The organism is Achromobacter sp. KK8, assembly GCF_054188005.1.
In genome coordinates this window covers 4959823-4985401 of sequence record NZ_CM135178.1, presented here as the reverse complement: position 1 = coordinate 4985401, position 25579 = coordinate 4959823, and the positions used below count along the sequence as shown (strand labels likewise).

At 70.5% G+C, this 25579-nt stretch carries 24 protein-coding genes; 13 read left to right on the top strand and 11 right to left on the bottom strand.

The genetic code is table 11. The annotated features are described in order from the left end of the window. Positions 1–83 precede the first annotated feature (83 nt). From ACVN9Z_RS23080 to ACVN9Z_RS23070, 3 genes are all read left to right on the top strand, one after another. Complete coding sequence (locus tag ACVN9Z_RS23080) at positions 84–341, top strand: hypothetical protein (RefSeq protein WP_006384621.1); 258 nt, start codon at positions 84–86, stop codon at positions 339–341. Between the two features lie 120 nt (positions 342–461). After that, positions 462–968 carry a 2-thiouracil desulfurase family protein gene (locus ACVN9Z_RS23075; protein WP_026385208.1) on the top strand — a complete coding sequence of 169 codons (507 nt, stop codon included), beginning with the start codon at positions 462–464 and terminating at the stop codon, positions 966–968. Beyond that, positions 958–1284 carry a hypothetical protein gene (locus ACVN9Z_RS23070; protein WP_020927981.1) on the top strand — a complete coding sequence of 109 codons (327 nt, stop codon included), beginning with the start codon at positions 958–960 and terminating at the stop codon, positions 1282–1284. The genes ACVN9Z_RS23075 and ACVN9Z_RS23070 overlap by 11 nt, the downstream gene beginning before the upstream one ends. A gap of 110 nt (positions 1285–1394) precedes the next feature. Here ACVN9Z_RS23070 and ACVN9Z_RS23065 read toward each other — a convergent pair whose 3' ends face one another. Further along, positions 1395–1928, bottom strand: coding sequence for a hypothetical protein (locus ACVN9Z_RS23065; protein ID WP_049055420.1), 534 nt, complete (start codon positions 1926–1928; stop codon positions 1395–1397). A 114-nt stretch (positions 1929–2042) separates the two neighbouring features. After that, complete coding sequence (locus ACVN9Z_RS23060; protein WP_006384564.1) at positions 2043–2579, bottom strand: carboxypeptidase-like regulatory domain-containing protein; 537 nt, start codon at positions 2577–2579, stop codon at positions 2043–2045. 104 nt (positions 2580–2683) lie between these two features. On the opposite strand from ACVN9Z_RS23060, the gene ACVN9Z_RS23055 reads away from it, so the two are divergent. After that, entirely contained in the window at positions 2684–3247 is a 564-nt protein-coding gene (locus tag ACVN9Z_RS23055) for a TetR/AcrR family transcriptional regulator (RefSeq protein ID WP_232254224.1), read from the top strand. 84 nt (positions 3248–3331) lie between these two features. On the opposite strand, the gene ACVN9Z_RS23050 is transcribed toward ACVN9Z_RS23055, so the two are convergent. Continuing rightward, positions 3332–4306, bottom strand: a complete 975-nt coding sequence (locus tag ACVN9Z_RS23050; RefSeq protein ID WP_110134689.1) for a tripartite tricarboxylate transporter substrate-binding protein — start codon at positions 4304–4306, stop codon at positions 3332–3334. A 166-nt stretch (positions 4307–4472) separates the two neighbouring features. Between ACVN9Z_RS23050 and ACVN9Z_RS23045 the strand changes: the two genes are divergently transcribed. Both ACVN9Z_RS23045 and ACVN9Z_RS23040 read left to right on the top strand, forming a co-directional pair. Next, the gene (locus tag ACVN9Z_RS23045) at positions 4473–5531 is read left to right on the top strand and encodes a serine hydrolase domain-containing protein (protein WP_026385205.1); all 1059 of its coding nucleotides are present in this window, start codon (positions 4473–4475) and stop codon (positions 5529–5531) included. A gap of 145 nt (positions 5532–5676) precedes the next feature. Continuing rightward, positions 5677–6687 (top strand): aldo/keto reductase, encoded by a 1011-nt coding sequence (locus ACVN9Z_RS23040; RefSeq protein ID WP_006385067.1) that lies wholly within the window; start codon positions 5677–5679, stop codon positions 6685–6687. Between the two features lie 41 nt (positions 6688–6728). On the opposite strand, the gene ACVN9Z_RS23035 is transcribed toward ACVN9Z_RS23040, so the two are convergent. Further along, positions 6729–8063, bottom strand: a complete 1335-nt coding sequence (locus ACVN9Z_RS23035) for an MFS transporter (protein WP_020927975.1) — start codon at positions 8061–8063, stop codon at positions 6729–6731. A 67-nt stretch (positions 8064–8130) separates the two neighbouring features. Beyond that, the gene (locus tag ACVN9Z_RS23030) at positions 8131–9783 is read right to left on the bottom strand and encodes a GMC family oxidoreductase (RefSeq protein WP_024069067.1); all 1653 of its coding nucleotides are present in this window, start codon (positions 9781–9783) and stop codon (positions 8131–8133) included. A 205-nt stretch (positions 9784–9988) separates the two neighbouring features. On the opposite strand from ACVN9Z_RS23030, the gene ACVN9Z_RS23025 reads away from it, so the two are divergent. Then, a complete protein-coding gene (locus tag ACVN9Z_RS23025; protein ID WP_024069066.1) occupies positions 9989–10828 on the top strand; it encodes an IclR family transcriptional regulator in 840 nt (279 codons plus the stop codon). Positions 10829–10848: 20 nt separating this feature from the next. Here ACVN9Z_RS23025 and ACVN9Z_RS23020 read toward each other — a convergent pair whose 3' ends face one another. Genes ACVN9Z_RS23020 through ACVN9Z_RS23010 form a run of 3 tightly spaced genes read right to left on the bottom strand, consistent with a single transcriptional unit; the run spans position 10849 to position 15294 of the window. Beyond that, positions 10849–12150 (bottom strand): MFS transporter, encoded by a 1302-nt coding sequence (locus ACVN9Z_RS23020; protein WP_458212686.1) that lies wholly within the window; start codon positions 12148–12150, stop codon positions 10849–10851. Next, complete coding sequence (locus ACVN9Z_RS23015; RefSeq protein ID WP_458212685.1) at positions 12147–13181, bottom strand: class I SAM-dependent methyltransferase; 1035 nt, start codon at positions 13179–13181, stop codon at positions 12147–12149. Before ACVN9Z_RS23015 ends, ACVN9Z_RS23020 begins: the two co-directional genes overlap by 4 nt. Positions 13182–13203: 22 nt before the next feature. After that, a complete protein-coding gene (locus ACVN9Z_RS23010) occupies positions 13204–15294 on the bottom strand; it encodes a TonB-dependent receptor (RefSeq protein ID WP_458212684.1) in 2091 nt (696 codons plus the stop codon). A gap of 211 nt (positions 15295–15505) precedes the next feature. On the opposite strand from ACVN9Z_RS23010, the gene ACVN9Z_RS23005 reads away from it, so the two are divergent. After that, entirely contained in the window at positions 15506–16426 is a 921-nt protein-coding gene (locus tag ACVN9Z_RS23005; protein WP_458212683.1) for a helix-turn-helix transcriptional regulator, read from the top strand. A gap of 36 nt (positions 16427–16462) precedes the next feature. Here ACVN9Z_RS23005 and ACVN9Z_RS23000 read toward each other — a convergent pair whose 3' ends face one another. The 3 genes from ACVN9Z_RS23000 to ACVN9Z_RS22990 all read right to left on the bottom strand — a co-directional run bounded on the left by ACVN9Z_RS23000 (position 16463) and on the right by ACVN9Z_RS22990 (position 19661). After that, positions 16463–17638, bottom strand: coding sequence for a low temperature requirement protein A (locus ACVN9Z_RS23000; RefSeq protein ID WP_458212682.1), 1176 nt, complete (start codon positions 17636–17638; stop codon positions 16463–16465). A gap of 98 nt (positions 17639–17736) precedes the next feature. Beyond that, entirely contained in the window at positions 17737–19182 is a 1446-nt protein-coding gene (locus ACVN9Z_RS22995; RefSeq protein ID WP_458212681.1) for an MFS transporter, read from the bottom strand. Between the two features lie 50 nt (positions 19183–19232). Further along, on the bottom strand, positions 19233–19661 hold the full coding sequence (locus ACVN9Z_RS22990) for a VOC family protein (protein ID WP_006386255.1): 429 nt from the start codon (positions 19659–19661) through the stop codon (positions 19233–19235). A 262-nt stretch (positions 19662–19923) separates the two neighbouring features. On the opposite strand from ACVN9Z_RS22990, the gene ACVN9Z_RS22985 reads away from it, so the two are divergent. From ACVN9Z_RS22985 to ACVN9Z_RS22965, 5 genes are read left to right on the top strand one after another with little or no spacing between them, the layout of a single operon-like run. Next, positions 19924–20814, top strand: a complete 891-nt coding sequence (locus tag ACVN9Z_RS22985) for a nitrilase family protein (protein ID WP_024069059.1) — start codon at positions 19924–19926, stop codon at positions 20812–20814. Between the two features lie 39 nt (positions 20815–20853). Beyond that, a complete protein-coding gene (locus tag ACVN9Z_RS22980) occupies positions 20854–22020 on the top strand; it encodes a substrate-binding protein (RefSeq protein WP_006386257.1) in 1167 nt (388 codons plus the stop codon). Positions 22021–22075: 55 nt separating this feature from the next. After that, the gene (locus ACVN9Z_RS22975) at positions 22076–22909 is read left to right on the top strand and encodes a branched-chain amino acid ABC transporter permease (protein ID WP_006386258.1); all 834 of its coding nucleotides are present in this window, start codon (positions 22076–22078) and stop codon (positions 22907–22909) included. Beyond that, entirely contained in the window at positions 22902–24851 is a 1950-nt protein-coding gene (locus tag ACVN9Z_RS22970) for a branched-chain amino acid ABC transporter ATP-binding protein/permease (protein ID WP_458212680.1), read from the top strand. The genes ACVN9Z_RS22975 and ACVN9Z_RS22970 overlap by 8 nt, the downstream gene beginning before the upstream one ends. Next, positions 24848–25558, top strand: a complete 711-nt coding sequence (locus ACVN9Z_RS22965; protein ID WP_020927963.1) for an ABC transporter ATP-binding protein — start codon at positions 24848–24850, stop codon at positions 25556–25558. The genes ACVN9Z_RS22970 and ACVN9Z_RS22965 overlap by 4 nt, the downstream gene beginning before the upstream one ends. Positions 25559–25579: the final 21 nt, after the last annotated feature.

The window sequence follows — 25579 nt, the reverse complement described above, 5'->3', positions numbered from 1 at the left end:
CGGTATGGATTGACCAAAATACCGCAGATTTGCCGGCCGTGCGCGACTAAGCTGGTTTCCGTACCCACCCACTGGAGAAAACCATGAAAGCTCAGGATGTGTTGCCCGACGACCGCGACAGCGCGGAGTTCCAGGGCGTGACCGTGCGCAAGGGCACGGTGGGCGCATTCCTGGCGAACGCGCGCCTGTGGTGCGACGCCGCCACCGCGCCGCCGGCCCGTGAACGCGCTGCCGCCGACCTGCGCGAGGCGTTGCCGGCCTTGCGCGCGCTGGGATTGTTCGAGGTGCTGCAGGTGCGCGACCCGGCCCTGCGGCAATGGCTGGAGACGGCCCGGGAGTGAGCCCGCGCGGGCCGACATCCGGCGATCAGCCGTGCCGGGCACGGCGCCGGGCTGTTCTATGATGACGCCTGCCCTGGGCGCATATCCGAATGCGCCCGCCTCGTCAGCCCGGAAATCCCCATGCAATACGTTCTTGTCAGTGCCTGCCTGCTCGGCCATCCCGTGCGTTACGACGGCCGCTCGGTGCCCGGCGGCCACGACGTGCTGGCCCGCTGGCTCGATGCCGGCCGGGTGGTGTCGGTCTGTCCCGAGGTGGCCGGCGGCCTGCCGATCCCGCGTCCGCCGGCCGAGATCGAACCCGGCGCCGACGCGACCGCGGTTCTGTCCGGGCGCGCTCGGGTGATGACGGTGTCCGGCGAGGACGCGACCCGGCCCTTCGTCGACGGCGCGCAACAGGCGCTGGAGGCGGCGCGGCGACGCGGCATCCGCATCGCCGTGCTCAAGGAGGGCAGCCCTTCCTGTGGCAGCGGTTACGTCTACGACGGCAGCTTCTCCGGCCAGCGGCAGGCGGGCGTCGGCGTCACCGCGCGGCTGTTGGCGGACGCGGGCCTGCGGGTATTCAGCGAACACCAATGGGCCGAGGCCGACGCCTGTCTGGCACGGCTGGAGGCCGCCGATGGGCTTTAACGTCGGCGACTGGCTGGTGCTGGTGGCGGTGGCGGCCGGTGTGCTGTCGGCCTGGCGGCTGCTCGCGGGGCTTGGCCGCGGGCGCCTGCTGGCGCGGGTCGGCGCGGTGGTGTCGCTGTCGTGCGCGGCCTTTTTCGGCTGGCTCTGGTATCAGCAATACCTGAAATGGGACTTCAACGAACTGGGCCGCTATTACGACCCGGTCGACCAGGTGGTCTACACCGACAGCGGTTTCGTCTGGATTCTGCCGGCCGCGCTGGCCCTGGCGGCCGGCCTGTTCTTCGCCTGGCGCGGCTGGGGCGGCCGGCGGGCCTGAGGCCCGTGGCCGTTCGCCGTGCCGCCCGCGGCCGTTCGCGGTGCCGCGGCGTCGGCGCCAATTGCCACGAGCGCCCCGCGGGGCGCTCGTCGTGTCCGGGCAAGCCAGCCTCAGTTGGCGCGGTAGCCGCGGCTGTTCATGCAGGAATCCATGGCGTGGTTGTAGCTGTCCACCATGACCTGGGTGGTCCATTGCGAGATGGTCGCCGGGTCGTAGCCGCTCTGGTTCATGGCCCAGCGCTGGCAATCGGTCGAGGCGCTGGCCTGCGCCGTGTTGGCGGGCGGCGCCGCCTCGTATTGCACCGGCGCGTATTGCGCCGGCTCCTGGTAGACCGGGGGCGCGCTGTACACCGGCGGCGTCTCATAGACGGGCGCCGCGTACACCGGCGGACTGGTGTAGGACACGCCCGGCGCATAGACGCCGGTCTGCGCGTAAGAGGGGCCGGAATTGGCCGCCAGGATCAGCCCGGTGGCCGCCAGCGCGAAGGCGCCGCCGATCCACCAGCCGCTGCCGCCGCCACCGCCGCCGTGATGATGGTGGTAGCCCCCATGGTGGCCACCGCGATACCCGCCCGCCAGGGCGGGGGAACTTGCCAAGGCCAGGGCCAGCGCAACGCCGACCATGCGACCCGTGAACCGCTTCATGATCTTGCTCCTGAGCCGCCAGGCGTGCGCGTGCTGCGCAGGCTGGCGATACCGTAATGTACCGCCGCCGCCACGCGGCAGGTGTGTCAAGATTTATGAAGATTTCAAGTGATTTCAGGGGCTTGGCGACGGGCCGGCGCTGCCGCCTGCCGTTTCCCGCGCGGGCGCGGCCTGGGCCGGCCTGGGCGCCGCCGGTTGGTCGCGCATGAAGGGCGATCCCCGCGGATTGTCGCAAGTCGTCGATTCGCCGGCCCGCAGGCGGACCACCGGGCGCGGGTCGAAGGCCTCGGCGTTGCGGTCATGGGTGGCGTGGGTGACGTAACCCGGCTTCTCGACGCACCAGTTCCAGAAGAACACCTCCGCGCCATGGATCGCCAGCATTTCGACACGCCACTCATGGCGGGCCTCGAAGCTGGCGCGGCCCTCGGCGTCGGTGCGCTGCTCGTTGCGGAACCGGTCATAGCCATAGGGATAGGCGGCGGCGATCAGCACCACCCGCGCGTCGGCCACCGGCCGTCCGGCTTCGTCCTGGACGGTGATGGCGGACTGCGGCTGCAGAGTCTTGTGGGCCGGGTAGGGTATGCAGCCAGACAGGGCCAGCGTGAACGCGGCGGCGCAACCAAGGCGAAGCAGGCGCGGCAATCGGATCATCAGGGTTTCTATGTATGCAGGAATGTATGGCTAAAAGGGCGGAAGGATAGTATTTTCACGCGATGACGACGGCACTACCCCCCTCTGTACCGCAAGAAAAGCGTTTGACGAAAGGTGAGCGCACCCGGTTGCAACTTCTGGAAGTCGCGGCGGCGGAGTTCGCCGAGCGCGGGTTCCAGCACACCCGGATCAGCGACATTGTCGCCCGGGCGGGCGTGACGCAACCGGTGTTTTATCAGTATTTCGCCGGCAAGCAGGCGGCCTACGATGAACTCGTGGGCATGTTCGCCCAGCGCCTGCGGCAGGAAGTCTGCCAGGCGCGCCTCTATGAGGATCAGCAGAATCTGCCCGTCGAGGAACGCGTGCGCCGGGGCGTGACCAACTGGCTGAACATCCTGGGCGAGGACCCCAACCTGACGCGCATCGGTTTTTTCCAGGTCGATGCGGCCGAGTCGCTCAAGGACGAGCTGGTCGAGATGATTGCCGAGAACATCCGCATCGACCAGCGCGCCGGCGTGTTTCGCAAGGACATCCCGCCGGCATGGCTGTCGCACGCCTTCATGGGCGTGATAGAGCGCTTTGCGCGCCGCGGTCCCGACGCCGAGGAGCGCGAGGCGCTGGCCGAATTCATCACCAACATGTTCCTGGAAGGCGTGCGCCAGCGCTGACAGGCGGGCCCGGCCGCCGCCCGGGTCCAGGCCGCCTGTGCCGGCCGCGTCGCTTGACGCCGTGGCCGGCCCGTGGCCCGGCGCCTATTCCACCCGCGCGCCCGAGGCCACCACCAGCTTGCCGGCCGCGTCCCAATCCGCTTTCAGCAATTCCTGGAACTGCGCCGGGGACCTGGCTTCGGCCTCCACGCCCAGCGCCGCCAGCCGCGCCTGCACCTTGGGATCGGCCAGCACGCTGTTGACGGCGGCGTTGAGCTTGTCGCGCTCGGCCGGCGCGATGCCGGCGGGGGCCAGCAGGCCCAGCCACGAATCGAAGGCGTAGCCGGGCAGGCCGCTCTCGGCCACCGTTGGCAGGTCGGGCGCGAAGCGCGAGCGCTGCTTGCCGGTGTAGGCCAGGAACGTCACGCGCGGATCGTTGCGGTAGCCGGTCACGCCGATGGTGGCGGCGGTCACGGCCTGCACGCGGCCGGCCAGCAGCTCGGTCACGGCGTCGCCGGTGGACTTCATGGGGATGTGCTGCATCTGCGCGCCGGCGGCGCTCAGGAACGACGCCATGCCCAGGTGCGAGGCACTGCCGTTGCCGGCGGAGGCGTAATCGTAGGCGCCCGGTTTTGCCTTGACCGCCTGGATGAACTCGGCCGTGTTGGCCACCTTCAGCCCGGCCGACGCGAGGATGACGTAGCCGGTGTTGCCCAGGTAGGCCACGCCGGTGAAATCCTTGTAGGGGTCATAGCTCAGGTTCTTGTACAGATAACCGGCGATGTGGTGGCTGGCCGCGGCCAGCACCAGCGTATTGCCGTCGGGCGCGGCGCGCGCCACCTGGGCGGTGCCCACGGTGCCGCCGGCGCCCGCGCGGTTCTCGATCACGATCGACGCGTCCAGGGCCCGGCCCAGCTCGTCGCCGATGGCGCGGGCGATGGTGTCCTGCACCGCGCCCGTGCCATACGGCACCACGATGCGGATGACGCGTTGTTCGGCATGGGCGGCGCCGGCACAGGCGGCGGCGATGGCCAGGAGCAGGGCGGAAAGACGGGAAGGCACGCGGGCGGCAAGGGACATGGAATTGGCAATGGGTTCGATGATGCGGGGCGTTGGACTCTACCGGCCGCGCGCCGCCGCGCCAACGATTGATTCACGCCTTGCTTATTGCCGCAGGCGATATCGCGCGGCGGGCGGATGGATATACTCCCAGGGCCACTGGCCTACGACAAGACAAGGGAAATCAATGAACGCGCTCATGCAGCAGGCGATCGAGTTCGCCAACGACCACGAAACCGCCTGGGACCGCAGCGTCGATGGCGTCTTCGGCGTGCACCAGAACGATCCGCCGCCCTGGAACCGCCTGCTGGGGCCGATCCACGACCGTGGCCCGGTCTCGGGCGTGGTGCTGCGCGAGGGCCGCGAGATCGCATCGTGGGGCGAGCCCGACCGCGCCGACCTGACCTTCAGCGTGGCCAAGCTGTACCTGGCGATCCTGGCCGGATTGGCGCACGACCGCGGCCTGTTGCCGGATGTCGATGAACCGGTCGGCAAGCGCGTGCCCGGCATCGGCTTCGACCACGGCCGCAATGCGCGGATCACCTGGCGCCATCTGCTGCAGCAGACCAGCGAATGGGAAGGCGAGCGCTTCGGCGTCTCCGACCAGGCCGACCGCTACCGCGCCGTCACCTTCGGCGCGCCGCCCGACGGCAAGAAGGGCGAGGCGCGTCCGCTGCAAGCGCCCGGCACGTACTGGGAATACAACGACGTGCGCATCAACCAGCTGTCGTACGCGCTGCTGCACCTGTTCCGCAAGCCCTTGCCCGAGGTGTTCCGCGAGGCCGTCACGCGGCCGCTGGGTGCCAGCGAAAACTGGCAATGGGTGGGCTACGACAATGCCTGGGTCGAGATCGACGGCCAGCGCATGCCGTCGGTGCCGGGCGGCTCGCACTGGGGCGGCGGCATGTCTATCAGCGCCCGCGACCAGGCATTGATCGGCCAGATGCTGCTGGACCAGGGCCGCGCCGCCGATGGCCGCCAGGTGCTGTCGAGCGACTGGATCGCGCAGATGCGCCAGCCGTGCGCGATCGCGCCGTACTACGGCTACCTGATCTGGCTCAACCACGAAGGCCGCGTGTTCCCCAGCGTGCCGGCATCCAGCTTCTTCGGCGTGGGCGCGGGCAGTTCGTTCACCTGGGTCGAGCCCGAGCGCAGGCTGGTGGCGATCGTGCGCTGGCTCGATTCGGCGCACGCCGACGCGCTGTTCGGTCGAATTCTGGCGGCGGTGGACGCGCAGCCGGCCTGAGCGGCCGCCGCGCATGGCGGTCGGTGTCCCTGCCCGGCGCAGGGATTTTCAGCGGCCTGCCGGCATTCTTCTGGCAACATGCCCCTTTGCCCGCCGGGCCGCCGGCGGGCGCGCCATCGTTTTTCGCCGACCAAGGATTCCCGCCATGAACTACCGCCGTCTCGGATCCAGCAACCTTCGCGTCTCGCCCCTGTGCCTGGGCACCATGATGTTCGGCGAGCAGACGCCGGACGACGAGGCCGCGCGCATCGTCGCCTCCGCGCGCGACCACGGCCTGAACTTCATCGACACCGCCGACGTCTACAACGACGGCCGTTCCGAGCAAGTGGTGGGCAAGTTGCTGCAAGGGCAGCGCCACGACTGGGTGCTGGCCAGCAAGATCGGCAACGTGGTGGGCAAGGGCCCGAACCAGTCGCACTATTCGCGCCAGTGGCTGATCCGCGGCGTCGAGCAGAGCCTGGCGCGCCTGGGCACGGATTTCCTCGACATCCTCTACCTGCACCGCGACTACCACGAGGAAAACCTGGAAGAGGCGCTGTGGGCGCTGGGCGACCTGATCCGCGCCGGCAAGCTGCGCAGCTTCGGGCTGTCGAACTTCCGCGGCTGGCGCATCGCCGAAACCCTGCGCCTGTGCGAAAAGCTGGGCGTGCCGCAGCCGGTGGTGTGCCAGCCGTACTACAACATGCTCAATCGCGGCCCCGAGGTCGAGATCCTGCCGGCCTGCCAGCACTACGGCCTGGGCGTGGTGCCGTACAGCCCGATCGCGCGCGGCGTGCTCACCGGCAAATACCAGCCGGGCCAGGCGCCCGCCGCCGACACCCGCGCCGGGCGCGGCGACCGCCGCATCCTGGCCACCGAGTTCCGCGAGGAATCGTTGCGCATCGCGCAGCAGCTGGTACAGCACAGCGCCGCCCGTGGCGTGCAGCCGGGCCATTTCGCCACCGCCTGGGTGCTGGCCAATCCGATCGTCACCGGCGTCATCGCCGGCCCGCGCACGCTGGCGCAGATGGACGACTACTACGCCGCGCTGGACGTGACCATCACGCCCGAGGACGAGGCCCTGGTGGACAGCTGGGTCACGCCCGGCCACGCCTCGACCCACGGCTACAACGATCCCAACTATCCGTTCCACGGCCGCCCGGTGACGGTGGCCTGACGGCAGGCAGCGGGCGGCGCGCGGCGCCGCCCGCGCGCCGGCTAGGCCTTGCGCAGGGTCGCGCTGGCCGGCGGGGCCAGCCCATCCTGCGCCGCGGTGCGCCCGCCGCGCCCGATCAGCCAGGCGCACAGCGCCGACACTACGCCCGAGAACAGCACGTACAGGCAGATCAGCCAGGGCTGGCCGTTGCCGGTCTTGAGTAGCGCGGTGGCGATGATCGGCGTGATGCCCGAGGCGAAGATACCCGAGAACTGGTAGACGAACGAGATGCCGGTGTAGCGCACCTTGGCGTCGAACAGCTCGCAGAACAGGGCAGCCTCCGGTCCGTAGACGGCGGCGTAGAAGATGCCGAACGGAATGATGATGGCCAGCCACACCAGCATCACGCTGCCCTGGCTGTTGAGCATCAGCCAGAAGCCGGGAAAGGCCGCCACCGCCGTGATCAGCGAGCCCCAGAAATACACGCGCGTGCGCCCGATGCGGTCGGACAGCCGCCCGAAGTAGGGGATGGTGAAGCACATCACCAGCGCGGCCGCCATCACCCCGGTCAGCGCCTCGGTGCGCGTGATCTGCAGCGTCTGGGTCAGGTAGGAGATCGAGAACACGCCGAAGACGTTGAAGAACACGCCGTCGATGTAGCGCGCGCCCATGCCCTTGGCGACGTTGCCCGGGTAGCGGCGGATCATGTCCATGAACGGGATGCGGCTTTCGGCGTTGTCGCGCTTGACCGCGGCGAACTCGGGCGTTTCCTTGATGTTCAGGCGGATGTACATGCCGACCCCGACCATCGCCGCCGACGCCAGGAACGCCAGGCGCCAGCCCCAGGCCATGAACTGCGCGTCGGTCAGCAGCGTCGACAGCAGCGCCACCGTGCCGGACGCCAGGCACAGGCCGATGGCCAGCCCGATCTGCGGCAGCGAGGCGTAGTAACCCTTTTTGCCCGGCGGCGCGTACTCATACGCCATCAGCACCGCGCCGCCCCATTCGCCGCCCAGGCCGATGCCCTGGAACACGCGCAACAGCAGCAGCAGGATCGGCGCCCACAGGCCGATGCTGTCGTAGGTGGGCACCAGGCCGATCAGGAAGGTGGACACGCCCATGATCATCAGCGTCATCACCAGCATGCTCTTTCTGCCGATGCGGTCGCCGAAGTGGCCGAACACCAGCCCGCCCAGCGGCCGCGTGATGAAGCCCACCGCGAAGGTGGTGTAGGCCAGCATGGTCGAGATGAGCGGGTCGCCCGTGGGAAAGTACAGCTTGTTGAACACGATGCCGGCGACCACGCCGTACAGGAAGAAGTCGTACCACTCGATGGTGGCGCCGATCAGCGACGCGGCGACGACTTTGCGCACCGCGGTTTCGTTCTGCTTGGCCATGCCTGTCTCCTTTGGTGGGGCGGGCGGCGCTCTGCGGCGCCGCGCCGCGGGTTGCGGTCAGTTCATGTCATGCCGCCTGCTGCAATACCGGTTGCGCCTGCGCGCGCGGCCGCGCCGCGTGCAGGTCCTGCAGGATGAAATCGGCCGCGCGTTCGGCCAGCATCACCACCGGCACGTTGGTGTTGCCCGACACCAGCGTTGGCATGATGGAGCAATCCACCACCCGCAGCCCGCTCACGCCGTGCACCCGCAGGCGCTCGTCGACCACGGCCATGGGGTCCTCGCGCGGGCCCATTTTCGCGGTGCCCGAAGGGTGGAAGATGGTGGCGCCATGCTCGCGGCAGAAATGCAGGATCTCGTCGTCGCTCTGCACCTCGGCGCCGGGCCGGAACTCGCGCTTCATCAATCCGGCCAGCGGTTCGGTGGCGGCCAGCCGGCGCGCGTACTTGACCGCCGCCACCGTCATGCGCCGGTCCAGCTCGGTGGACAGGTAGTTGGGCTGCATGGCCGGGGCTTCGAAGGGGTCGGCGCTGCGCAACCGCACCGTGCCGCGCGACGAGGGCCGCAGCTGGCACACCGAATAGGTGCAGCCCGAGAATGGATGCACCTTGCCGCCGGCCATGTCGGCCGACAGCGTGGCGAAATGGAACTGGGTGTCGGGCGTGGCGCTGGCCGGATCGACGCGGCAGAACAGGCCGCCCTGGTTGATGCCCACCGCCAGGGGCCCGCCGCGGAACAGCAGCCATTGCAGCCCCATCGCCGCGCGTCCGTGCAGCGTGCGCAGCTGGTCGTTGGTGGTGATGGGCTGGCGGGTCTCGTAGATGAGGCGGATCTGCAGGTGGTCCTGCAGGTTCTCGCCCACGCCGGGCAGGTCGCGCACCACGCCGATGCCGAAGCGCCGCAGCAGCGCGGCCGGGCCCACGCCCGACAGTTGCAGCAGTTGCGGCGATTGCAGCGCGCCGGCGCACAGGATCACCTCGCGGCGGACCCGCAGTGTGCGCACCTGGTCGTCCTGCCGATAGCGCACGCCGCAGGCGCGGCTGCCCTCGAACAGCACCGCCATCGTGTGCGCGCCGGTCTCGACACGCAGGTTGGCGCGGCCGCGCGCCGGCCGCAGATAGGCCACCGCGGTGGAGCAGCGGCGGCCATTGCGGGTGGTGAGCTGGTAGTAGCCCACCCCTTCCTGGTCGCCGCTGTTGAAGTCGGTCACGTGTGGCAGGCCGAGCGCGCGCGCCGCGCCGATCAGGCCTTCGACCAGCGGATGCGGCGTCTTGATCGAGGTGGCGTTCAGGGGGCCTTCGGTGCCGCGCGTGGCGCCCGGGCCGAGGTCGTTGTTCTCGAGCTTGCGGAAGTAGGGCAGGCATTCCTCCCAGCTCCAGCCCGGGTTGCCGGCGGCGACCCAGGCATCGTAGTCCTGGCGCTGGCCGCGGATGTAGATCAGGCCGTTGATGGCGCTGGAGCCGCCCAGCGTGCGGCCGCGCGGCCAGTAGATGCGGCGGTCCAGCATGTTGGGGTCGGGTTCGGTGTAGTAGCCCCAGTTCAGCACCTTGTGGAACATGGTCTTGCCGTAGCCGATGGGGATGTGGATCCAGGGCGAGCGGTCCGGCGGCCCCGCCTCCAGCAGGCACACGCTGTGCTGGCCGTTGGCGCTCAGGCGGTTCGCCAGCACGCAGCCGGCGGAACCGGCCCCCACCACGATGTAGTCCACGGCATCGGACATGTCTGTTTCCTCCTTGGCCTGGCCGTGCCGTGACGCGGGGAGTCCCTCGCCCGGACGGCGCGTTTACCCTGCTTGCCGCGCCGCCGCGCACTTATATACTGGCCTGATGCGAGGGGGGCGCGGCGACGCGCAAAGGTTCCGTATCTGTGGCGATTCTAGGAAGCCGCCACGGGAAAGAAAGCGCGACAAGCGCGGGAACGGCGAAATGGCACAGAACATGGATCTTCGGTTTCAAAATCGCAGTGCAGCATCGGCGCGTGCGCCCGACGCCGACGAGCCGCGGGATGGCTCGCGTTCGCTGCGCGCGCTGCTGGTGCTGGACTACCTGGCCCGCGCCCAGCACCCGCCCACGCTGGCGCAACTGGCGCAGCGCCTGGACATGCCCAAGTCCACCCTGATGCGCCTGCTGGCGTCGATGCAGCGCGCCGGCTTCGTCGCCGCCACGCCCACCGAGAACGGCTACGTGCCGGGGCCGCAGGCCACCGCGCTGGCGCTGGCCACGCTGCGCGCCTCGGCCTTCACCCGCGCCTGCCGCGCGGTGCTGGCGCAACTGGTCGGCAAGCTCGGCGAGACCTGCAATCTCACCGCGCCCGACGGCGACCAGGTGATCTACATGGAGCGGGTCGAGACCGCCGAACCGCTACGCCTGTTCTTCGCGGTCGGCAGCCACGTGCCGATGCACTGCACCGCCAGCGGCAAGCTGTTCCTGGCGTCGATGAACCGGCTCGAACGCGGCCGGGTGCTGGCGCGCCTGCCGCTCACGCGCAACACGCCGCGCACGCTGACCGATCCGGCGCGGCTGGAAGACGAACTGGAACGCCTGGCCGCGCGCGGCATCGGCATCGACAACGAGGAGTTCGTGCGCGGCATGAGCGCGGTGGCGGTGCCTGTGCGCGACGCGCAGGACCGCGTGGTGGCGGCGGTGGCGTGCCATGCGCCGACCGCGCGGCTGATGCTCGATGACCTGTTGCGCGCGGTGCCGGTGCTGCAGGGCGCGGCGCAGTCGATGAGCGCGGTGCTGGCCGAGCACCGGCCGGGCGGTTGAGGGCGTCGGGCCGCGAACCCCTAGCCCGGCAGCGCGGCCGCCCGGCGCCAAGCCAGCGCCAGCACGGCCGCCGCGCCCGCCGTCAACGTCGCCAGCATCGCGACCGGACCGGCCGCGTCGAGCAGAATCCCGGCCGCCAGCGGCGCGGCGATGCGCGTCAGCGCGAAAACGCTGGACTGGATGCCGTAGTCCAGCGCCTGCAGGCCCGGCCGGGCATGCGACATCATCAGGCCGAACGCCAGGGCGGCGGTGGCGCCCATGGCCGCCGCCACCATCATGGCGCAGGCCGCCAGCACGGCCGGGGCCGCGTCCAGGCCGACCGCCAGCGTCAATGCCAGCAACGCGGCGGCTCCGGCGCCGGCATGCAGCCGCACCGCGCGGCCCGCGCCCAGGCGCTTGAGCAGCCGCGCGCCCGCGATGCTGGCCACGGCGCCGACCGCGCCGCCCGCGACACCGACCAGCCACGCCACGCGTTGCGGCGCCAGGCCCTGGTCCAGCAGCACAGGTTTCAGGTAGAACCAGCCTGCGCCGATGAAGGGGAACAGCAGCGCCAGCAGCGGCAGCCAGCGGCGGCTGGCGGGCAGGCGCAGGTACGCGATGGCCTGGCGGGTGGTCGAGGTGGTGTCTGTGGTTTGCAGGGGCGCGCCGGGTTGCCCCTTTGTGTCATCCAGTGTCGCCGCGTCGTTCGTGTCGAGGTGTCCATCGCGCGAGGTAATCGCGCCGTCGTCGGCTCGTCCGGCATCCATGCTCTCCCGCAGCAGCAAGGTCAGCGCCGCGCCCAGCGCCAGCGCGGCGGCCATGATCAGGAAGGGCGCCTGCCAGCCCCAGCGCGCCTGCGCCAGCAGCATCAGGCCGCCGCCGGCGATCGCGCCCAGGCACAGCGCCATCGAGCGGATGCCGCCCGCCGAGGCGCGGCCGGCCACAGGCAGCACGCGGATCGCCAGCGCGTTGACGGGCACGTCGGCCCAGGTGCCGGCCAGCGCGGCGGCGGCCGCCAGCGCGAACAGCGTAACGCCATCATTCAGCAGATCGCGCCAGCCCAGCGCCAGCAGCACGGCGGCGTAGGCCAGCAGCAGCGCCACGGTCCAGCGCCGGTAGCCGCCACGGCGCGCGCCGCGCCGGTCCAGCGGCATCGCCAGCAGGAACTTGAACACGGTCGGCAGGCTGGCCAGCTGGAACAGGCCCAGGGCGGTGCCGGACCAGCCGTGCTGGCGCAGCACCAGCGGCAGCCCCAGCCACAGATAGACGCCCGGCGCGGTCAGCGCCAGGTTGAGCCAGCCGAACAGGGCCTGGGCCAGGCCGTGGCGCAGGCGCGGCGTCATGGCGCGGTCCGCCGCGCCGACAGCACATGCAGCGGCGCCAGCGGAAAGCGGTCGGAATCGAAGCCGCGCACTGCGGCGAAGCCGGCGGCGCGCAGCGCTTGCGCCAACTGGCCCTGGCGCGTCACGCGCCGCCCCAGCAGCAGCATCGGCAGGTAATAGCGCAGCACGCGCGCGGCGGCGTCGGCGTCGTCCGGGACCTCGGCATGCGCCATCACCAGCAACCCGCCCGGTGCAAGGGCGTCGTGCATCTTGCGGATCGCGGCGGCGGCGTCGGGCACGAAATGCAGCACCGACGAGCACCAGATGAGGTCGTAGCCGGCGCCGATATCCGCCGTGGCCAGGTCGCCGCCCACCGCCACCATGCGCTCGGCCAGCCCGGCGGCGGCGATGTTCTCGCGCGCCACGGCGGCGGTCTCGGGCCAGTCGAACACCACGCCGCTGGCCTGCGGGCGGTCCTGCACCAGCGCGATGCCGATGAGGCCGGGGCCGCCGCCCAGGTCGAGGATGCGGCGGGCCGCGTCGGCGCCGGGCACGCAGGCGACCGCCTCGCGCGCCGCCGCCACGGCCAGGGCGCGTTGCTCCTGGCCGATCTGCACGCGCGCCGCGTTGGCCCAGCCGCTGGCTTCGGAAGCCGCGCCCGGCGCAGTGGCGAGCGCGGCGGCCGGATCCTGGCGCAGCCGTTGCATCAACTGCTCGCCGGACTGCGCCAGCGAGCGGCGCCGGTAGCGCCAGGCGTCGCCGCAGTAGCCAGGCCGGCCCGCCACGAAATGGGCGCGCGCCGTGGCGCCGCAGCGGTACAGCGCGGGTTCGCCGGCGATGCGATGCAGCAGGCGCAGGCTCCACAGCAGGTCCAGCAGATGCTCGGCGGCGGCGGGGCGCAGCGCCAGCGCCTGCGCGACGTGCGCGGCGCTGGCCGGCGCGACCAGGCGCGCGAACAGGTCCAGTTCCAGGGCGGCGTCGAGCGCGGCGGTTTCGACCGGCGCGGCGGCCAGGTCCCAATAGCGTTGCAGGGGCAGGGGGGAAGTCGGCATGAGGGATTCCTTGGAAAGCGGTTCAAAGGCGCCAGGTCAGGCGCAGGCCCACTTCGCGCGGCGGGCTGTAGACGGTGACGATGCCGTTCTGGTAGCCCACCGCGTCGTAGCGGCGGTTGGCGAGGTTGTTGACGTAGGCGGCGATCTCGACCTGCCGCACCGTGACGCCGGCGGCCAGGTTGACCAGCGCGTAGCCGTTGCGGCGGTAGCGGTTGGCGGCGTCCAGGTAGACCGGGCCGGTGCCGCTGAGCGAGGCCTGCGCGTACCAGCCGGCCGGCGCGTCGTAGCGCGCGGTCAGGTGGCCGTTCAGGCGCGGCGCGAACGGGTTCTGGTTGCCGCTGTAGTCGTTGGCGCCATCGCGGAAGTGGCTGAAGCGGGTGCGGTTCAAGCCCAATCCGGTCTGCAACGACCAGCCCTGGCCCAGCAGGTATTCGAGTTCGAATTCCGCCCCGATCGAACGCGCCGACGCGGCGTTGGTGACGTACACCAGGCCCGGCAGCGGCATCTGCTGCACCTGCATGTTGTCGACCGTCATCACGTAGAACGCGGCGGCGTAGCGCAGGCGGTTGCCGGGCAGCCAGCCCTTGGCGCCGATCTCGTACGCGCGCAGCGTTTCCGGTTGGTAGGCGGCGTAGTCGGCGGCCGGCGAAAACACGTTGTAGCCGCCGGCGCGAAAGCCATCCGCGACCGAGGCGTAGACCTGCTGGCGTGGCGCGAAGGCGTATTGCAGCGCCAGCTTGGGCGTGACGCGGGTCCAGTCGGCGCGGCGCGTGCGGTCGCCTTGCGGCGTGAAGCGCACGGCGTCGCGCTCGACGCGGGCGCCGGCCTCCAGGGTCCAGCGTTCGGCCAGCGGCACGGTCCAGTGGGTGAAGGCGGCGCCGGACTGGCCACGCAGCCGCACCACGCTTTCGGTCAGGCCGCGCGGCATTTTCTGCGTGTTGCGCAGGTCGTGGTCGTCGCCGTCGGCGTACAGCCCCGCCAGCCAGTGGGCGCGGCCCAGCGCGCCCTCCAGCCGCAGCTCCTGCGACAGATTGCGGAAATGATGATCGCGGGCAATGTGCAGCAGGTCGGCCGGCTGGAAATCGGTGTCCTGCTGCACGCGGTCGCGCAGGTCGTTCCAGGCCGTCACCGAAGTCAGGCGCAGGCCGGCGTCCAGGTCGTGGCGCAGCGACAGCGACGCGCTGCGGCCGATGGACCGGTTCCAGCCCGGCGTGCCGGACGCCACGGTGGCGCGCGAGGCCGTGGGCGAGCCCCACAACGCGGCGCCGTCGCGGTAGTTGATCTGCGCATAGCGCAAGGTGGCGTCGGTGCGCGCCGAGGGCGTCCAGCGCAGCGCCAGCTTGCCGTTGCGCAGTTCGCGGTCGTCCTCGCGCCGGCCCGTGTAGGTGTTGTCGATGAAGCCGTCCTGGCCGCGCCAGGCGCCGGCCACGCTGGCGTAGAGCGTGTCGTCGACGATCGGCCCGCTCAGGTCGAAGCGCAGCATGCGCAGGTCGCGGCTGCCCACGGTGGTGGAGACGCTGCCGCGCAGGCTGTCGCCCGGCTGGCGGGTATGGACGTTGATGACGCCGGCCTCGGCGTTGCGGCCATAGAGCGCCGATTGCGGGCCGCGCAGCACTTCGACGCGGTCGATGTCCAGTAGCTGATCGTCGAAGCCCTGCGCCATCAGCGTGGGCACGCCGTCCACCACCAGCAGGGTCGAGGTCGAGAACGAAAAGAAGTTGGCCGACAGGCCGCGCATCACGGCCGCATTGACGCCGGCCTGGCCGAACGGCTGGAACGACAGGCCGGGCGTGATGCGCTGCAGGCCCTCCAGGTCGACGACGCCCTGGCTGTCGAGCATGTCGCCGTCGAACACTGACAGGCTGCCGGGCAAGGATTCGAGGGCGCGTTCCTGCTTGTCGGCGGTGACGGTGATGGCGGGCAGTTGCGCGGCGGCGGGGGAACCCGGCGTCGGCGCTGCGGAAGTCGTGGGTGGGGACGCGGAAGAAAGCGGTGCGGCAGGCGCGGTCGGACCGTCGGCCGGCTGCGCGGCGGGCTGCGCCAGCGCGGCGGGCGTGGCGCAAAGCCACAGCACAACCCAGGCGGCGCGAGGGTGGGGAAGAGGGCGATTCATCGGGATTCCTGTGCAAGCAGTCACGGCGGCCGGACGCGCGGCCCCGTCCCGAAGATGGTATTTCCTTATGCGAACGCCTATCATTAGCATTCATATGCGAACCGGATGGATTCGTATGCATGCCGGCGCAGCCGCGCCTGAGCCGATTTCAGGCACCCGTCCCGGCGCCATCCCGGTTCCGTCCCGCCACCCGTCACCCGCCGTCGAAACCATGTCCCTGCGCATCTCCGCCACGCTCGCCCAACCCGGTCCGGCCGCCCGTCCCGGCTGGTCGCGGCTGGCGCTGCCGGCGGACCTGGGCGAGTGCGTGGCCGACCGCCTGGACCTGGGCGAGGGCCTGGCCCTGGTGCATTCGCAATACACCCCCGTGCGCGACCTGATCGAGGAGAACGCCGCCGCGCATGGCGGGCGCACGCTGGTCATCACGCTGGCCCTGGGCGGCGTCTCGGCCTATCGCGGCGCGGACGGCGCCGAGCTGGATTTCCGCGGCGGCCAGACCACGGTGACCGCCTTCCGCCGTCACCTGGGCGAGCGCCGCTACCTGGGCGGCAGCACCGTCTCGCAACTGCGCCTGCTGGTGGGCGAGGCGGCGCTGTGCCGCTATGCCGGCCAGGCCCAGGCCGAGGCGCTGTTCGGCGCCGGCGGCCTGCGGCGGCTGGCGCAGGGCCGCACCAGCGCCGACCTGGCCGCCGTCGCGGGCGAGTTGGCGCGGTCCAGCGATCCGCTGGATACCCACATCAAGGCGTTGACGCTGCTGTCACGCCAGTTGCGCGCGCTGGCGCCGGCGCCAGCGGCGGGCCGGTTCAGCCAGGCCGACATTGCCCGGCTGGAGCGGGCCCATGCGCTGATGCGCGAACAGATGGATCGCGAACTGACGGTGCAGTACCTGTGCCTGGCGACCGGGTTGAACGAATTCAAGCTCAAGCAGGGCTTTCGCGCGCTATACGGCAACAGCCCGATGCGGCTGCTGACCGAGATGCGCATGCGCCGCGCTTGGGAGTTGCTGGAGACCGGCTGCCAGGTGGCGCAGGCGGCGTACCGAGTGGGCTATCGCCATCCGGCCAATTTCAGCGCCGCCTTCACCCGCTTCCATGGCCGCGCGCCCAAGTCGGTGTTTGGCAAGCGGCGTTGATGCGGCGCGCGACGATGCCGTTGGCCCCTGAGCGCCCTAGTGCGCCGGCCGCATCCGCCGCCGCGACACGCTTTCCCACCCGGCCACCAGCATCATGATCAGCGTCGTCAGCCCGCCCACCATCAGGTTGTCGGTGACGAACGCGATCGGCGCCAGGATGGCCAGCAGCGCGAGGCCCGCCACGTGCGACAGCGGGAAGCGGCCATACACCACCGTCTTGTAGACGCCGTTGCCCAGCAGGTACAACGCCGGGCCGCCGAGCAGCGCGGCGGCGGCGGCCGTGACGATGCGGCCGTCCGGGTGCAGGATGACCAGTTCGTTGGCCACGGCCGAGACGATCACGCCCGCGATCAGGATCACGTGCACGTAATGGAAGTAGGCCCCGACCCGGCCCGGATCGGCGTGGTGCGCGATGGCTTCGCTGCCGTCCTTGCTGCTGGTGTCGAAATACACCCACCACATCGCCGCCGTGCCCAGGAACGCGGCCAGCAGCGCGATCAGGGTGGGAATGTCCCAGTGCGGATGCTCGCCCAGCGTGGCGCCGGTGATCAGCAGTGTCTCGCCCAGCGCTACGATCACGAACAGCTGGCAGCGCTCGGCCAGGTGGCCGCCCTCGATGGTCCATTCGCGGGTGGTGGAACGGCCCAGGCCCGGCAGCCAGAAACCGGCCATGGGCGAAAAATACTCGCAGGCCACCGCCACGATCCACAACGCCAGCCGCGTATCGCCCGAGGACAGGCCGCCGGCGATCCAGAACACCGCCGAGATGCACAGCCAGCCCAGCATGCGGCGGAAATTCGGCGCCAGCGGATGCGACGGCCCCAGGTGCAGCACCACGAACAGGGTGCGGCCCACCTGGATCAGCACGTAGCAGACCGCGAAGATCAGCCCGTTCTCGCCGAAGGCGCCGGGCAGCACGGCGGCCGCCACCAGCCCCACCAGCATCACGCCGAACAGCATCAGCCGCATCGGCAGCGCGTCGGGATCGAACCAGTTGGTGACCCAGCAGGTGTACTGCCAACCCAGCCATACGGCGAACCACAGTACCAGCGTGTGCACCGCGCCCATCAGGGTCAGGTCGTGCAGCAGGCTGTGGGACAGCTGCGTGACCGCGAAGACGTAGACCAGGTCGAAGAACAGCTCGACGAAGGTGACGCGGGCCTCATGGCCGTCGCGGTGGCGCAGCAGATTGGCGCTGGCAAGGAATGTCATGGCGGCGCTTCCTATCCGGTAGGGGGCGTCGCCAGATTACTCCCGGCCTTGCCGGCCAATCGTAAAGAATTCAAAAGACGTGGCGCGGCCGCGACGCCTCAATGGCCGGCCGGCGTTTCGCCGTGGCCGCCCAGCTCGCGGTTGCGCGAGCGCACCAGCGCCGCCGCCAGCGCCGCCGCCACGGCCGCGATCACGGCGCCGGCCAGGAAGGTCGCGCGGTAGCCGCCGGCCAGCGCCGCGACCGGCGCCGCGCCGGCCGCCGCCAGGGCCGCGGTACGGGCGGCGGCCAGGCTGGCCAGCACCGCCAGCCCCAGCGCGCCGCCCATCATGAAGGCGGTGTTGACCACGCCGGACGCCAGGCCGGACTGGCTCGGCTCGACGTCGCTCATGGCGGCCAGCAGCATGGGGTTGAAGGCGATGCCCGCGCCCAGGCCCAGCAGCAGCATGCCGGGCAGCACGTCCGCCGCGAAGTGGCCGTCGACCGGGGCGCGCGCGAACAGCGCCAGCCCCAGCGTCGCCATCAGCAGCCCGGTGGCCAGCGGCCCGCGGATGCCGAAGCGCATCACCAGCTTGGCCGACAGCCCCAGCGAGAACGCCGCCATGATCAGGTTGGCCGGCAGGAACGCCAGCCCCACCTGCATGGCGTCATAGCCCAGCACCAACTGCATGTACAGGGCCGAGACGAAGAACCAGGCGAACATGCCCGCGGCCCACAGCACGCCGACCACGTTGGCGGTGGCGACGTTGCGCAGGCGGAAAAGCGCCAGCGGCATCAGCGGTTCGGCCACGCGCGCCTCGATCGCCAGGAACAGCGCCATCAGCAGCGCGGCGGCGCCCAGCAGGCCGAGCGACTGCGCCGAGGTCCAGCCGGCCTCGTTGCCGTTGACCACGGCGTACACCGCCAGCATCAGCGACGCGGTGACGGTCAGCGCGCCGGCCACGTCCAGCCTGCCGCCACCGGCCGCGCCGCGCGCCGCCGGCAACAGCCGCAGGCACAGCGCGTAGACGGCCACGCCGATCGGAATGTTGACCAGGAAGATCCAGTGCCACGACAGCTTGCTGGTCAGCAGCCCGCCCAGCAGCACACCCAGGCTGCCGCCGCCCGCACAGACGAAGCCGTACACGCCCATGGCGCGGGCGCGCTCGCCGGCCTCGGTGAACAGGTTCATGATGAGCGACAGCGACACCGCCGACACCACCGCGCCGCCCAGTCCTTGCGCGGCGCGCGCGGCAATCAGCAGCCCCTGGCCCCGCGCCAGTCCACAGGCCAGCGAGGCCCCCGTGAATAGCACCAGGCCGGCCAGGAACATGCGCCGGTGCCCGAGCAGGTCGCCCAGCCGTCCGCCCAGCAGCAGGAAGCCGCCGAAGGTCAGCATGTAGGCGTTCACCACCCAGACCAGCGAGGTCTCGGTGAAGTTCAGGTCTTCGCGTATCGAGGGCAGGGCGACGTTGACGATGGTGGTGTCCAGCACGATCATCAACACGCCCAGGCACAGCACCATCAGTGCCCACCAGCGTTGCTTGCCCTGTATGCCATGCGTCATGGATGTCTCGCTCCATCCGCTTGTGGCGGATTCGGTTGTCAGTGGGGTTGTCAGTGGCTGAGCCGCCCGCCGCTGATCATCCACCGCGTGTCGTAGCGGTCGATCAGCGCGCCGTAGGCTTCGGCCCAGAAGGTTTTCTGGAGCGGCATGGTAACGCTGCCGCCGTCGGCCAGCATATCGAACACGCGTTGCGCGTCCGAGACAGTGGGGTAGGCCAGCGACAGCGCCATGCCCTGCTTGCCGGGATAGGGATGGCCGGCGGTGGCGTCGCTGGCCATCAGCACCTGTTCGTCCAGCGCCAGGCGGGCGTACATGATGCGTTCGGATTCTTCGGTCGACAGCGCCGGCATGGCGGCATCGGCGGGCGCGTCCGCGTAGCGCAACATGGCCTCGACGCGGCCGCCCAGCACGCGTTCGTAGAAACGCATGGCCTCGGCGCAGTTGCCGTCGAAACTGAGGTAGGCGGAAAGTTGGGGCATGAGGGTTCCTCCTTGTGGCCGATCCCGATTCTCGCATCCGCGGCGCTGTCCGGGAAACCTCTTATTGCCGCCGGTCCGCGCGCCTCCCTATGATTCGCCACAGGATCAGGACTGATCCGCACGCGCCGGCACGGCTTGGCGCGGCAGTGCCCCGCAGCAATGATTGCTGCCCGAACCTTCGTCTGGCTATAGAAGCCCCCGACTCACACGCAATGCGTGGTCGGGGGCTTTTTTGTTTTCCAAAACGTTGCAGGGAGATCGCATGCAAGTATCACCGCCGCCGGACGCTGCCGCGTCCGCGATCCACGTGGCCAGTGTGCAGACGGCCCCCGTCATGGGCGAGGTCGCCGCCAACGTGGCCCGTTCCATCGAGCTGGTCGAGCAGGCCGCCGCGCAGGGCGCGCGACTGGTGGTGCTGCCCGAGCTGGCCAACACCGGCTACGTGTTCGCCAGCCGTCAGGAGGCCCACGCCCTGGCCGAAAGCGTGCCCGACGGCCCCAGCTCGCAGGCCTGGATCGCGCTGGCGCGACGCCTGGGCATCTACCTGGTGGCCGGCATCGCCGAGCGCAGCGGCGGCAGGCTGTACAACGCCGCCATCATCGCCGGTCCCGACGGCTACCTGGGCACCTACCGCAAGCTGCACCTGTGGGGCGACGAAAACCTGTTCTTCGAGCCGGGCGACCTGGGACTGCCGGTGTTCGATACCGAGTTCGGCCGGCTGGGCGTGGCGATCTGCTACGACGGCTGGTTCCCCGAGGTCTACCGGCTGCTGGCGCTGCGCGGCGCCGACATCGTGGCGGTGCCGACCAACTGGGTGCCGATGCCGGGGCAGACGCCCGACGGCCCCGCCATGGCGCACGCGCTGGCGGCGGCCGGGGCCCACAGCAACGGCCTGACGCTGGTGTGCGCCGACCGGGTCGGCGTCGAGCGCGGCCAGCCCTTCGTCGGCCGCAGCCTCATCGTCGGCTCTCAGGGCTGGACCGTGGCCGGCCCCGCCAGCCACGACCGCGAAGAAGTGCTGCTGGCGCCGGTGGACCTGGCCGCCTCGCGCCGCGCGCGGCAACTGAACGACTTCAACCACGTGCTGCGCGATCGGCGCCGCGACCTTTACGACGAACTGCTGGGCGCCGCCGACGCGCCGCGGCAGCGTTGAATACAACGGCGGACAGCCGGCCCCCAAGGAGAAATCCCCATGAAAAAACCCACTTGCAGCTTCCTCATCCGACTTTCCTTCATCGCCGCGCTGACCGGCGCGGCGGGCGCGCACGCGGCCGACCCTTTGCGCATCGGCGTGCCGGTCGGCCTGTCGGGCGCCAACAGCGTGGTCGCGCCCGGCGTGGTGCAGGCCTCGCAGCTGGCCGCCGATGAAATCAACGCCGCCGGCGGCATCCTCGGCCGCCAGGTGGTGCTGGAGATCGCCGACGACGCCTCGGGCGCGGTCGGAGCGCAGAAGGCCTACGACACGCTGGTGTTCCAGAAGAAGGTGGACGCCATCATCGCCATGGAAACCAGCGCGGCGCGCAACGCGGCGCTGCCCATCGTCTCGCGCGGCAAGGTGCCGTACATCTACACCTCGTTCTACGAAGGCCGCTCGTGCAATCGCTGGATGCACGTCAACGGCTGGGTGCCCGAGCAGCAGGTGGCGCCGGTGGTGGACCACTTCATGAAGGAACGCGGCGCCAAGACCTTCTTCCTGGTCGGCAGCGACTATGCCTTCGGCCGGGGCATGCTCAAGTTCACCCGCGAATACATCGAGAAGCAGGGCGGGCGCGTGGTGGGCGAGGAATACCTGCCCATCGACGGCTCCGACTGGACCCCGGTGGTGTCGAAGATCCGCTCGGCCAACCCGGACGCGCTGATCAGCTCCACCGCCGGCGGCGGCCCCAACGTCAGCCTGGCCAAGCAGGTCAAGGCGGCCGGGCTGACGATGCCCTACGGCAACCTGGCGATCGACGAAGCCACCGCCAAGACCATGGGCGACACGGCGGTCGGCATGTACCTGTCGGCCTCGTACCTGACCAGCATCGATACGCCGCAGAACCGCAAGTTCCTCGACGGCCTGAAGGCCAAGTTCGGCGCCGACGCCAAGACCGCCAACGAGTTTTCGGGCCCGCAGTACGAAGCCTTCTTCCTCTACAAGGCGGCGGTCGAGAAAGCTGGCAGCACCGATTCGCAGAAGGTGGTCAAGGCGCTGAGCGAAGTGTCGTTCGACGGCCCGCGCGGCCCGGTCAAGATGGACCGCCAGCGCCACGCCGCGCTGACCATGCGGCTGGGCCAGGTGCAGCCGGACGGCTCCATCAAGATCCTGCAGACCTTCGACCAGGTCGATCCGGGCGCGCAATGCCCCGACCTGAAGTGACGCGGTAAGCCGCACCCTGCGCGCCGCCGGTCCGCCGGCGGCGCTGGAGAACACAATGGGTTTGATGCTGGACATCCTGAGCACGGCCGCCATGCTGTTCATCGTGACGGCCGGGCTGATGATCATCTTTGGCGTGATGAAGATCGTCAATTTCGCCCACGGCGCCATCATCACGCTGGGCAGCTACGCCGCCCTGGTGGTGACGCGCCTGGGGCTGGACCCGTGGCTGGCGCTGCCGTGCGCGCTGGTGGCGGGGGTGCTGGTGGGCATGCTGGTCGAACGCCTGATCGTGCAGCCGCTGTACAAGCGGCCGCTGGACGCCATCCTGGCCACCTGGGGCCTGGGCATCGTCATCGGCCAGCTCATCACCATGGCCTTCGGCCGCGAGGTGCAGTTCGCCGACGCGCCGATCCAGGGCGCGGTCGCGTTCCTGGGCACCGAGTATTCGGCCTACCGGCTGTTCCTGGTGCCCGGCGCGCTGCTGCTGTACGTGGCGCTGACGCTGCTGCTGAACGGCACGCGTTTCGGCGTGCGCACCCGCGCCGTCATCATGAACGAGGACCTGGCGCGCGGCCTGGGCATCAACGCCGAACGAATCCGCTTTACGACCTTCGCGCTGGGCGCCGGGCTGGGCGCGCTGGCCGGCGCGCTGATCACGCCGCTGTCCAGCGTCGACCCGAACATGGGGCTGCCGTGGCTGGTCAGCGCCTTCATGCTGGTGATGGTGTCGGGCAACTCGATCACCGCGCTGCTCCTGACCTGCCTGGTCTATGGCGCCTGCCAGGTGCTGGTGGGGGTGTACATCAGCCCGATCCTGGGCGGCGTCACCATCGCGGTGCTGGCGGCCCTGACCCTGCGCCTGCGTCCCAAAGGATTCGCCCATGACTGATTCCTCCCTCGCGCAACCGGCGCTGGCGACCCGCGCCGACCCGCGCCGCGCCGCCCGCGGCCGAGACCTGCTGTGGCTGGCCATCGCCTGCCTGGCGTTGACCGTGGCCGGTCCCTGGCTGTTCGACACCTACCTGCTGAACGTGCTGATCAAGGCGCTGTTCTTCGCCGTGGCGGCGGTCACGGTGGACATCCTGTGGGGCTACACCGGCTACCTGACCTTCGGCCAATCGGCCTTCTTCGGCGTCGGCGCCTACGCGGCCGGGCTGGCCTTCACCCATTACGGCTTCTCGCCCGGCATCGCGCTCGCGGCCGCGCTGGTGGCGGTGGGCGCGGCGGCGCTGCTGGCGCTGGCCACCGGCTGGCTGTCGTTCTATCGCGGCGCCTCGCCGTTCTTCGCCACCGTGATCTCGCTGGTATTGCCCATCGTGCTGACCCAGGTGGCGCTGTCCGGAGGCACCTACACCGGTTCGTCGTCCGGCCTGACCGGCTACGACACCTTCGACCTGTCGCTGGAGGCCTGGTACGTCATCGCCGCCGGCGGCCTGTCGATCGTGGCGCTGCTGGCCTGGGTCGCGGTGCGCAGCGACGGCGGCCGCATCCTGGCCGCGCTGCGCGACAACGAGGGCCGTTGCAGCTACCTGGGGCTGAACACCGCGCACTGGCGCATCGCGCTGCTGGTGGTGTGCGGCGCGGTCGCCAGCCTGGCGGGCTTCGGCTACGGCGCCTTCAGCGGCGTGGTGGCGCCGGAACTGACCGGCTTCGTGTTCGGCACCGAACTCATCATCTGGGTGGCGCTGGGCGGACGCGGCACGGTCTGGGGGCCGGTGCTGGGCGCCGTGCTGATCAACGTGGCCGGCTCGTACCTCAGCGGCAACATGCCGTTCCTGTACCAGTTGGTGCTGGGCGTCACCTTCATCCTGGTGATCCTGCTGTTGCCGCGCGGGCTGCTGCCCCTGGTGCTGGCGCCATGGCGCCGGCGGCGTCCGGCGCCGGTGCCGGAACTGGCGGTGCGCGCGCCGGCCAGCGCATCGGGGCAGGGCGGCGCAGCGGGACAAGGCGGCACGCCAGGGCAGGGCGCCGCCGAAGGCGGCCTGGTCTTGGCCGGCGTGGCCAAGCGCTTCGGCAGCCTCAAGGTGCTGGAAGGCATAGACCTGCGCGCGCGCGGCGGCGAACTGCTGGGCCTGATCGGCCCCAACGGCGCCGGCAAGACCACGCTGATGCGCTGCATCGCCGACGGCGCCGAGCGCAGCGACGGCACGGTCGAACTGTGCGGCCACGCCGTCAAGCGCGACGGGCCGGAGCAGTGCGTGCGTTACGGCCTGGGCCGCAAGTTCCAGAATGCCAACATCTTCGACACGCTGACCGTGGCCGAAAGCCTGCGCATCGCCACCACCCTGCGCGAGCGGCCGTCGTGGCGCCGCCGGTCGCCCCGACTGGCGCTGCCGGCCTATGCGCTGGAGGTGCTGCGCATGACCGGCCTGGACCAGCAACTGGACCGCGTGGCGCGCGACCTGTCGCATGGCCAGCAGCAGGCGCTGGAACTGGCCATGGTGCTGGCGCTGGAGCCGCGCGTGGTGCTGCTGGACGAACCCACCGCGGGCCTCAGCAAGGACGAACGCGCCCGCATCGGCCAGGTGCTGTCGGCCCTGGCCCATACCCACGGCCTGTGCTGCCTGCTGGTCGAGCACGACCTGGACTTCGTGGCCGAGGTGGCCACGCGCATCATCGTGCTGCACCAGGGCCGCATCGTCATGGACGGCAGCTTCCGCGAAGTGGCCGAATCGGAACTGGTGCGCACCATCTACGCCGGCAACGCGCCGGCCGCGAACAAGACCACGCAAGCCACCCAGCAAGCGAGTCAGCAAGCCACTGAGCAAGCCGCGCAGCAAGACGCCCAACCCGCAACCCCGTCCATCCCGCCCGAAGGAGCCCAACCATGAACGCCGCCCCGGCCTTGCGCCTGGAAAACGTCGCCAGCGGCTACAAGGGCGCCGTGGTGCTCAACGACATCTCGCTGTCGGTGGCCGGCGGCGCCTGCGTGGCGCTGCTGGGCAAGAACGGCATGGGCAAGAGCACGCTGCTCAAGACCGTCATGGGCTACCTGCCCAAGCTGCGCGGCACCGTCAGCCTGGGCGGCGTCGACGCCACTCGCCTGCGGCCGCACGAGGTCGCCCGCCGCGGCGTCGCCTACGCCGCCCAGGACCAGCCGCTGTTTCCCGACCTGAACATCCGCGACAACCTGCGCCTGGGCCTGGCCAACGACCGCCTGTTCGACGAACGCTTCGGCGAAATCGCCGACCTGTTCCCGGTGTTCGCCAGCCGCCTGCGGCAGTACGCCGGCACCCTGTCCGGCGGCGAGCAGAAGATGCTGTTGGTGGCGCGCGGCCTGATGCAGCGGCCGACCCTGCTGTTGCTGGACGAGATCACCGAAGGCCTGCAGCCCTCGGTGATCGAGCGGCTGGGCCGGGCGCTCAACTGGGAACGCGAGCGGCGCGGCACGTCCATGTTCATCGTCGAACAGAACGTGGCCTTTGCGCTGGACGTGGCCGACCGCTACCTGGTGCTCAAGCAGGGCGCCATCGTCGACCAGGGCGAGGCTGGCGCGCCGGGGGCCGCCGGCCATATCATGGACCACCTCAAGGTATGAGTCTTGTTTCGTAGAAGGATG

What these genes read in the sequence shown, in the direction of transcription:
- ACVN9Z_RS23080 (WP_006384621.1), top strand. Translation starts at nt 84, where the DNA reads ATGAAAGCTCAGGATGTGTTGCCCGACGACCGCGACAGCGCGGAGTTC.
- ACVN9Z_RS23075 (WP_026385208.1), top strand. Translation starts at nt 462, where the DNA reads ATGCAATACGTTCTTGTCAGTGCCTGCCTGCTCGGCCATCCCGTGCGT.
- ACVN9Z_RS23070 (WP_020927981.1), top strand. Translation starts at nt 958, where the DNA reads ATGGGCTTTAACGTCGGCGACTGGCTGGTGCTGGTGGCGGTGGCGGCC.
- ACVN9Z_RS23065 (WP_049055420.1), bottom strand. Translation starts at nt 1,928, where the DNA reads ATGAAGCGGTTCACGGGTCGCATGGTCGGCGTTGCGCTGGCCCTGGCC.
- ACVN9Z_RS23060 (WP_006384564.1), bottom strand. Translation starts at nt 2,579, where the DNA reads ATGATCCGATTGCCGCGCCTGCTTCGCCTTGGTTGCGCCGCCGCGTTC.
- ACVN9Z_RS23050 (WP_110134689.1), bottom strand. Translation starts at nt 4,306, where the DNA reads ATGTCCCTTGCCGCCCGCGTGCCTTCCCGTCTTTCCGCCCTGCTCCTG.
- ACVN9Z_RS23045 (WP_026385205.1), top strand. Translation starts at nt 4,473, where the DNA reads ATGAACGCGCTCATGCAGCAGGCGATCGAGTTCGCCAACGACCACGAA.
- ACVN9Z_RS23040 (WP_006385067.1), top strand. Translation starts at nt 5,677, where the DNA reads ATGAACTACCGCCGTCTCGGATCCAGCAACCTTCGCGTCTCGCCCCTG.
- ACVN9Z_RS23035 (WP_020927975.1), bottom strand. Translation starts at nt 8,063, where the DNA reads ATGGCCAAGCAGAACGAAACCGCGGTGCGCAAAGTCGTCGCCGCGTCG.
- ACVN9Z_RS23030 (WP_024069067.1), bottom strand. Translation starts at nt 9,783, where the DNA reads ATGTCCGATGCCGTGGACTACATCGTGGTGGGGGCCGGTTCCGCCGGC.
- ACVN9Z_RS23025 (WP_024069066.1), top strand. Translation starts at nt 9,989, where the DNA reads ATGGCACAGAACATGGATCTTCGGTTTCAAAATCGCAGTGCAGCATCG.
- ACVN9Z_RS23020 (WP_458212686.1), bottom strand. Translation starts at nt 12,150, where the DNA reads ATGACGCCGCGCCTGCGCCACGGCCTGGCCCAGGCCCTGTTCGGCTGG.
- ACVN9Z_RS23015 (WP_458212685.1), bottom strand. Translation starts at nt 13,181, where the DNA reads ATGCCGACTTCCCCCCTGCCCCTGCAACGCTATTGGGACCTGGCCGCC.
- ACVN9Z_RS23010 (WP_458212684.1), bottom strand. Translation starts at nt 15,294, where the DNA reads ATGAATCGCCCTCTTCCCCACCCTCGCGCCGCCTGGGTTGTGCTGTGG.
- ACVN9Z_RS23005 (WP_458212683.1), top strand. Translation starts at nt 15,506, where the DNA reads ATGTCCCTGCGCATCTCCGCCACGCTCGCCCAACCCGGTCCGGCCGCC.
- ACVN9Z_RS23000 (WP_458212682.1), bottom strand. Translation starts at nt 17,638, where the DNA reads ATGACATTCCTTGCCAGCGCCAATCTGCTGCGCCACCGCGACGGCCAT.
- ACVN9Z_RS22995 (WP_458212681.1), bottom strand. Translation starts at nt 19,182, where the DNA reads ATGACGCATGGCATACAGGGCAAGCAACGCTGGTGGGCACTGATGGTG.
- ACVN9Z_RS22990 (WP_006386255.1), bottom strand. Translation starts at nt 19,661, where the DNA reads ATGCCCCAACTTTCCGCCTACCTCAGTTTCGACGGCAACTGCGCCGAG.
- ACVN9Z_RS22985 (WP_024069059.1), top strand. Translation starts at nt 19,924, where the DNA reads ATGCAAGTATCACCGCCGCCGGACGCTGCCGCGTCCGCGATCCACGTG.
- ACVN9Z_RS22980 (WP_006386257.1), top strand. Translation starts at nt 20,854, where the DNA reads ATGAAAAAACCCACTTGCAGCTTCCTCATCCGACTTTCCTTCATCGCC.
- ACVN9Z_RS22975 (WP_006386258.1), top strand. Translation starts at nt 22,076, where the DNA reads ATGGGTTTGATGCTGGACATCCTGAGCACGGCCGCCATGCTGTTCATC.
- ACVN9Z_RS22970 (WP_458212680.1), top strand. Translation starts at nt 22,902, where the DNA reads ATGACTGATTCCTCCCTCGCGCAACCGGCGCTGGCGACCCGCGCCGAC.
- ACVN9Z_RS22965 (WP_020927963.1), top strand. Translation starts at nt 24,848, where the DNA reads ATGAACGCCGCCCCGGCCTTGCGCCTGGAAAACGTCGCCAGCGGCTAC.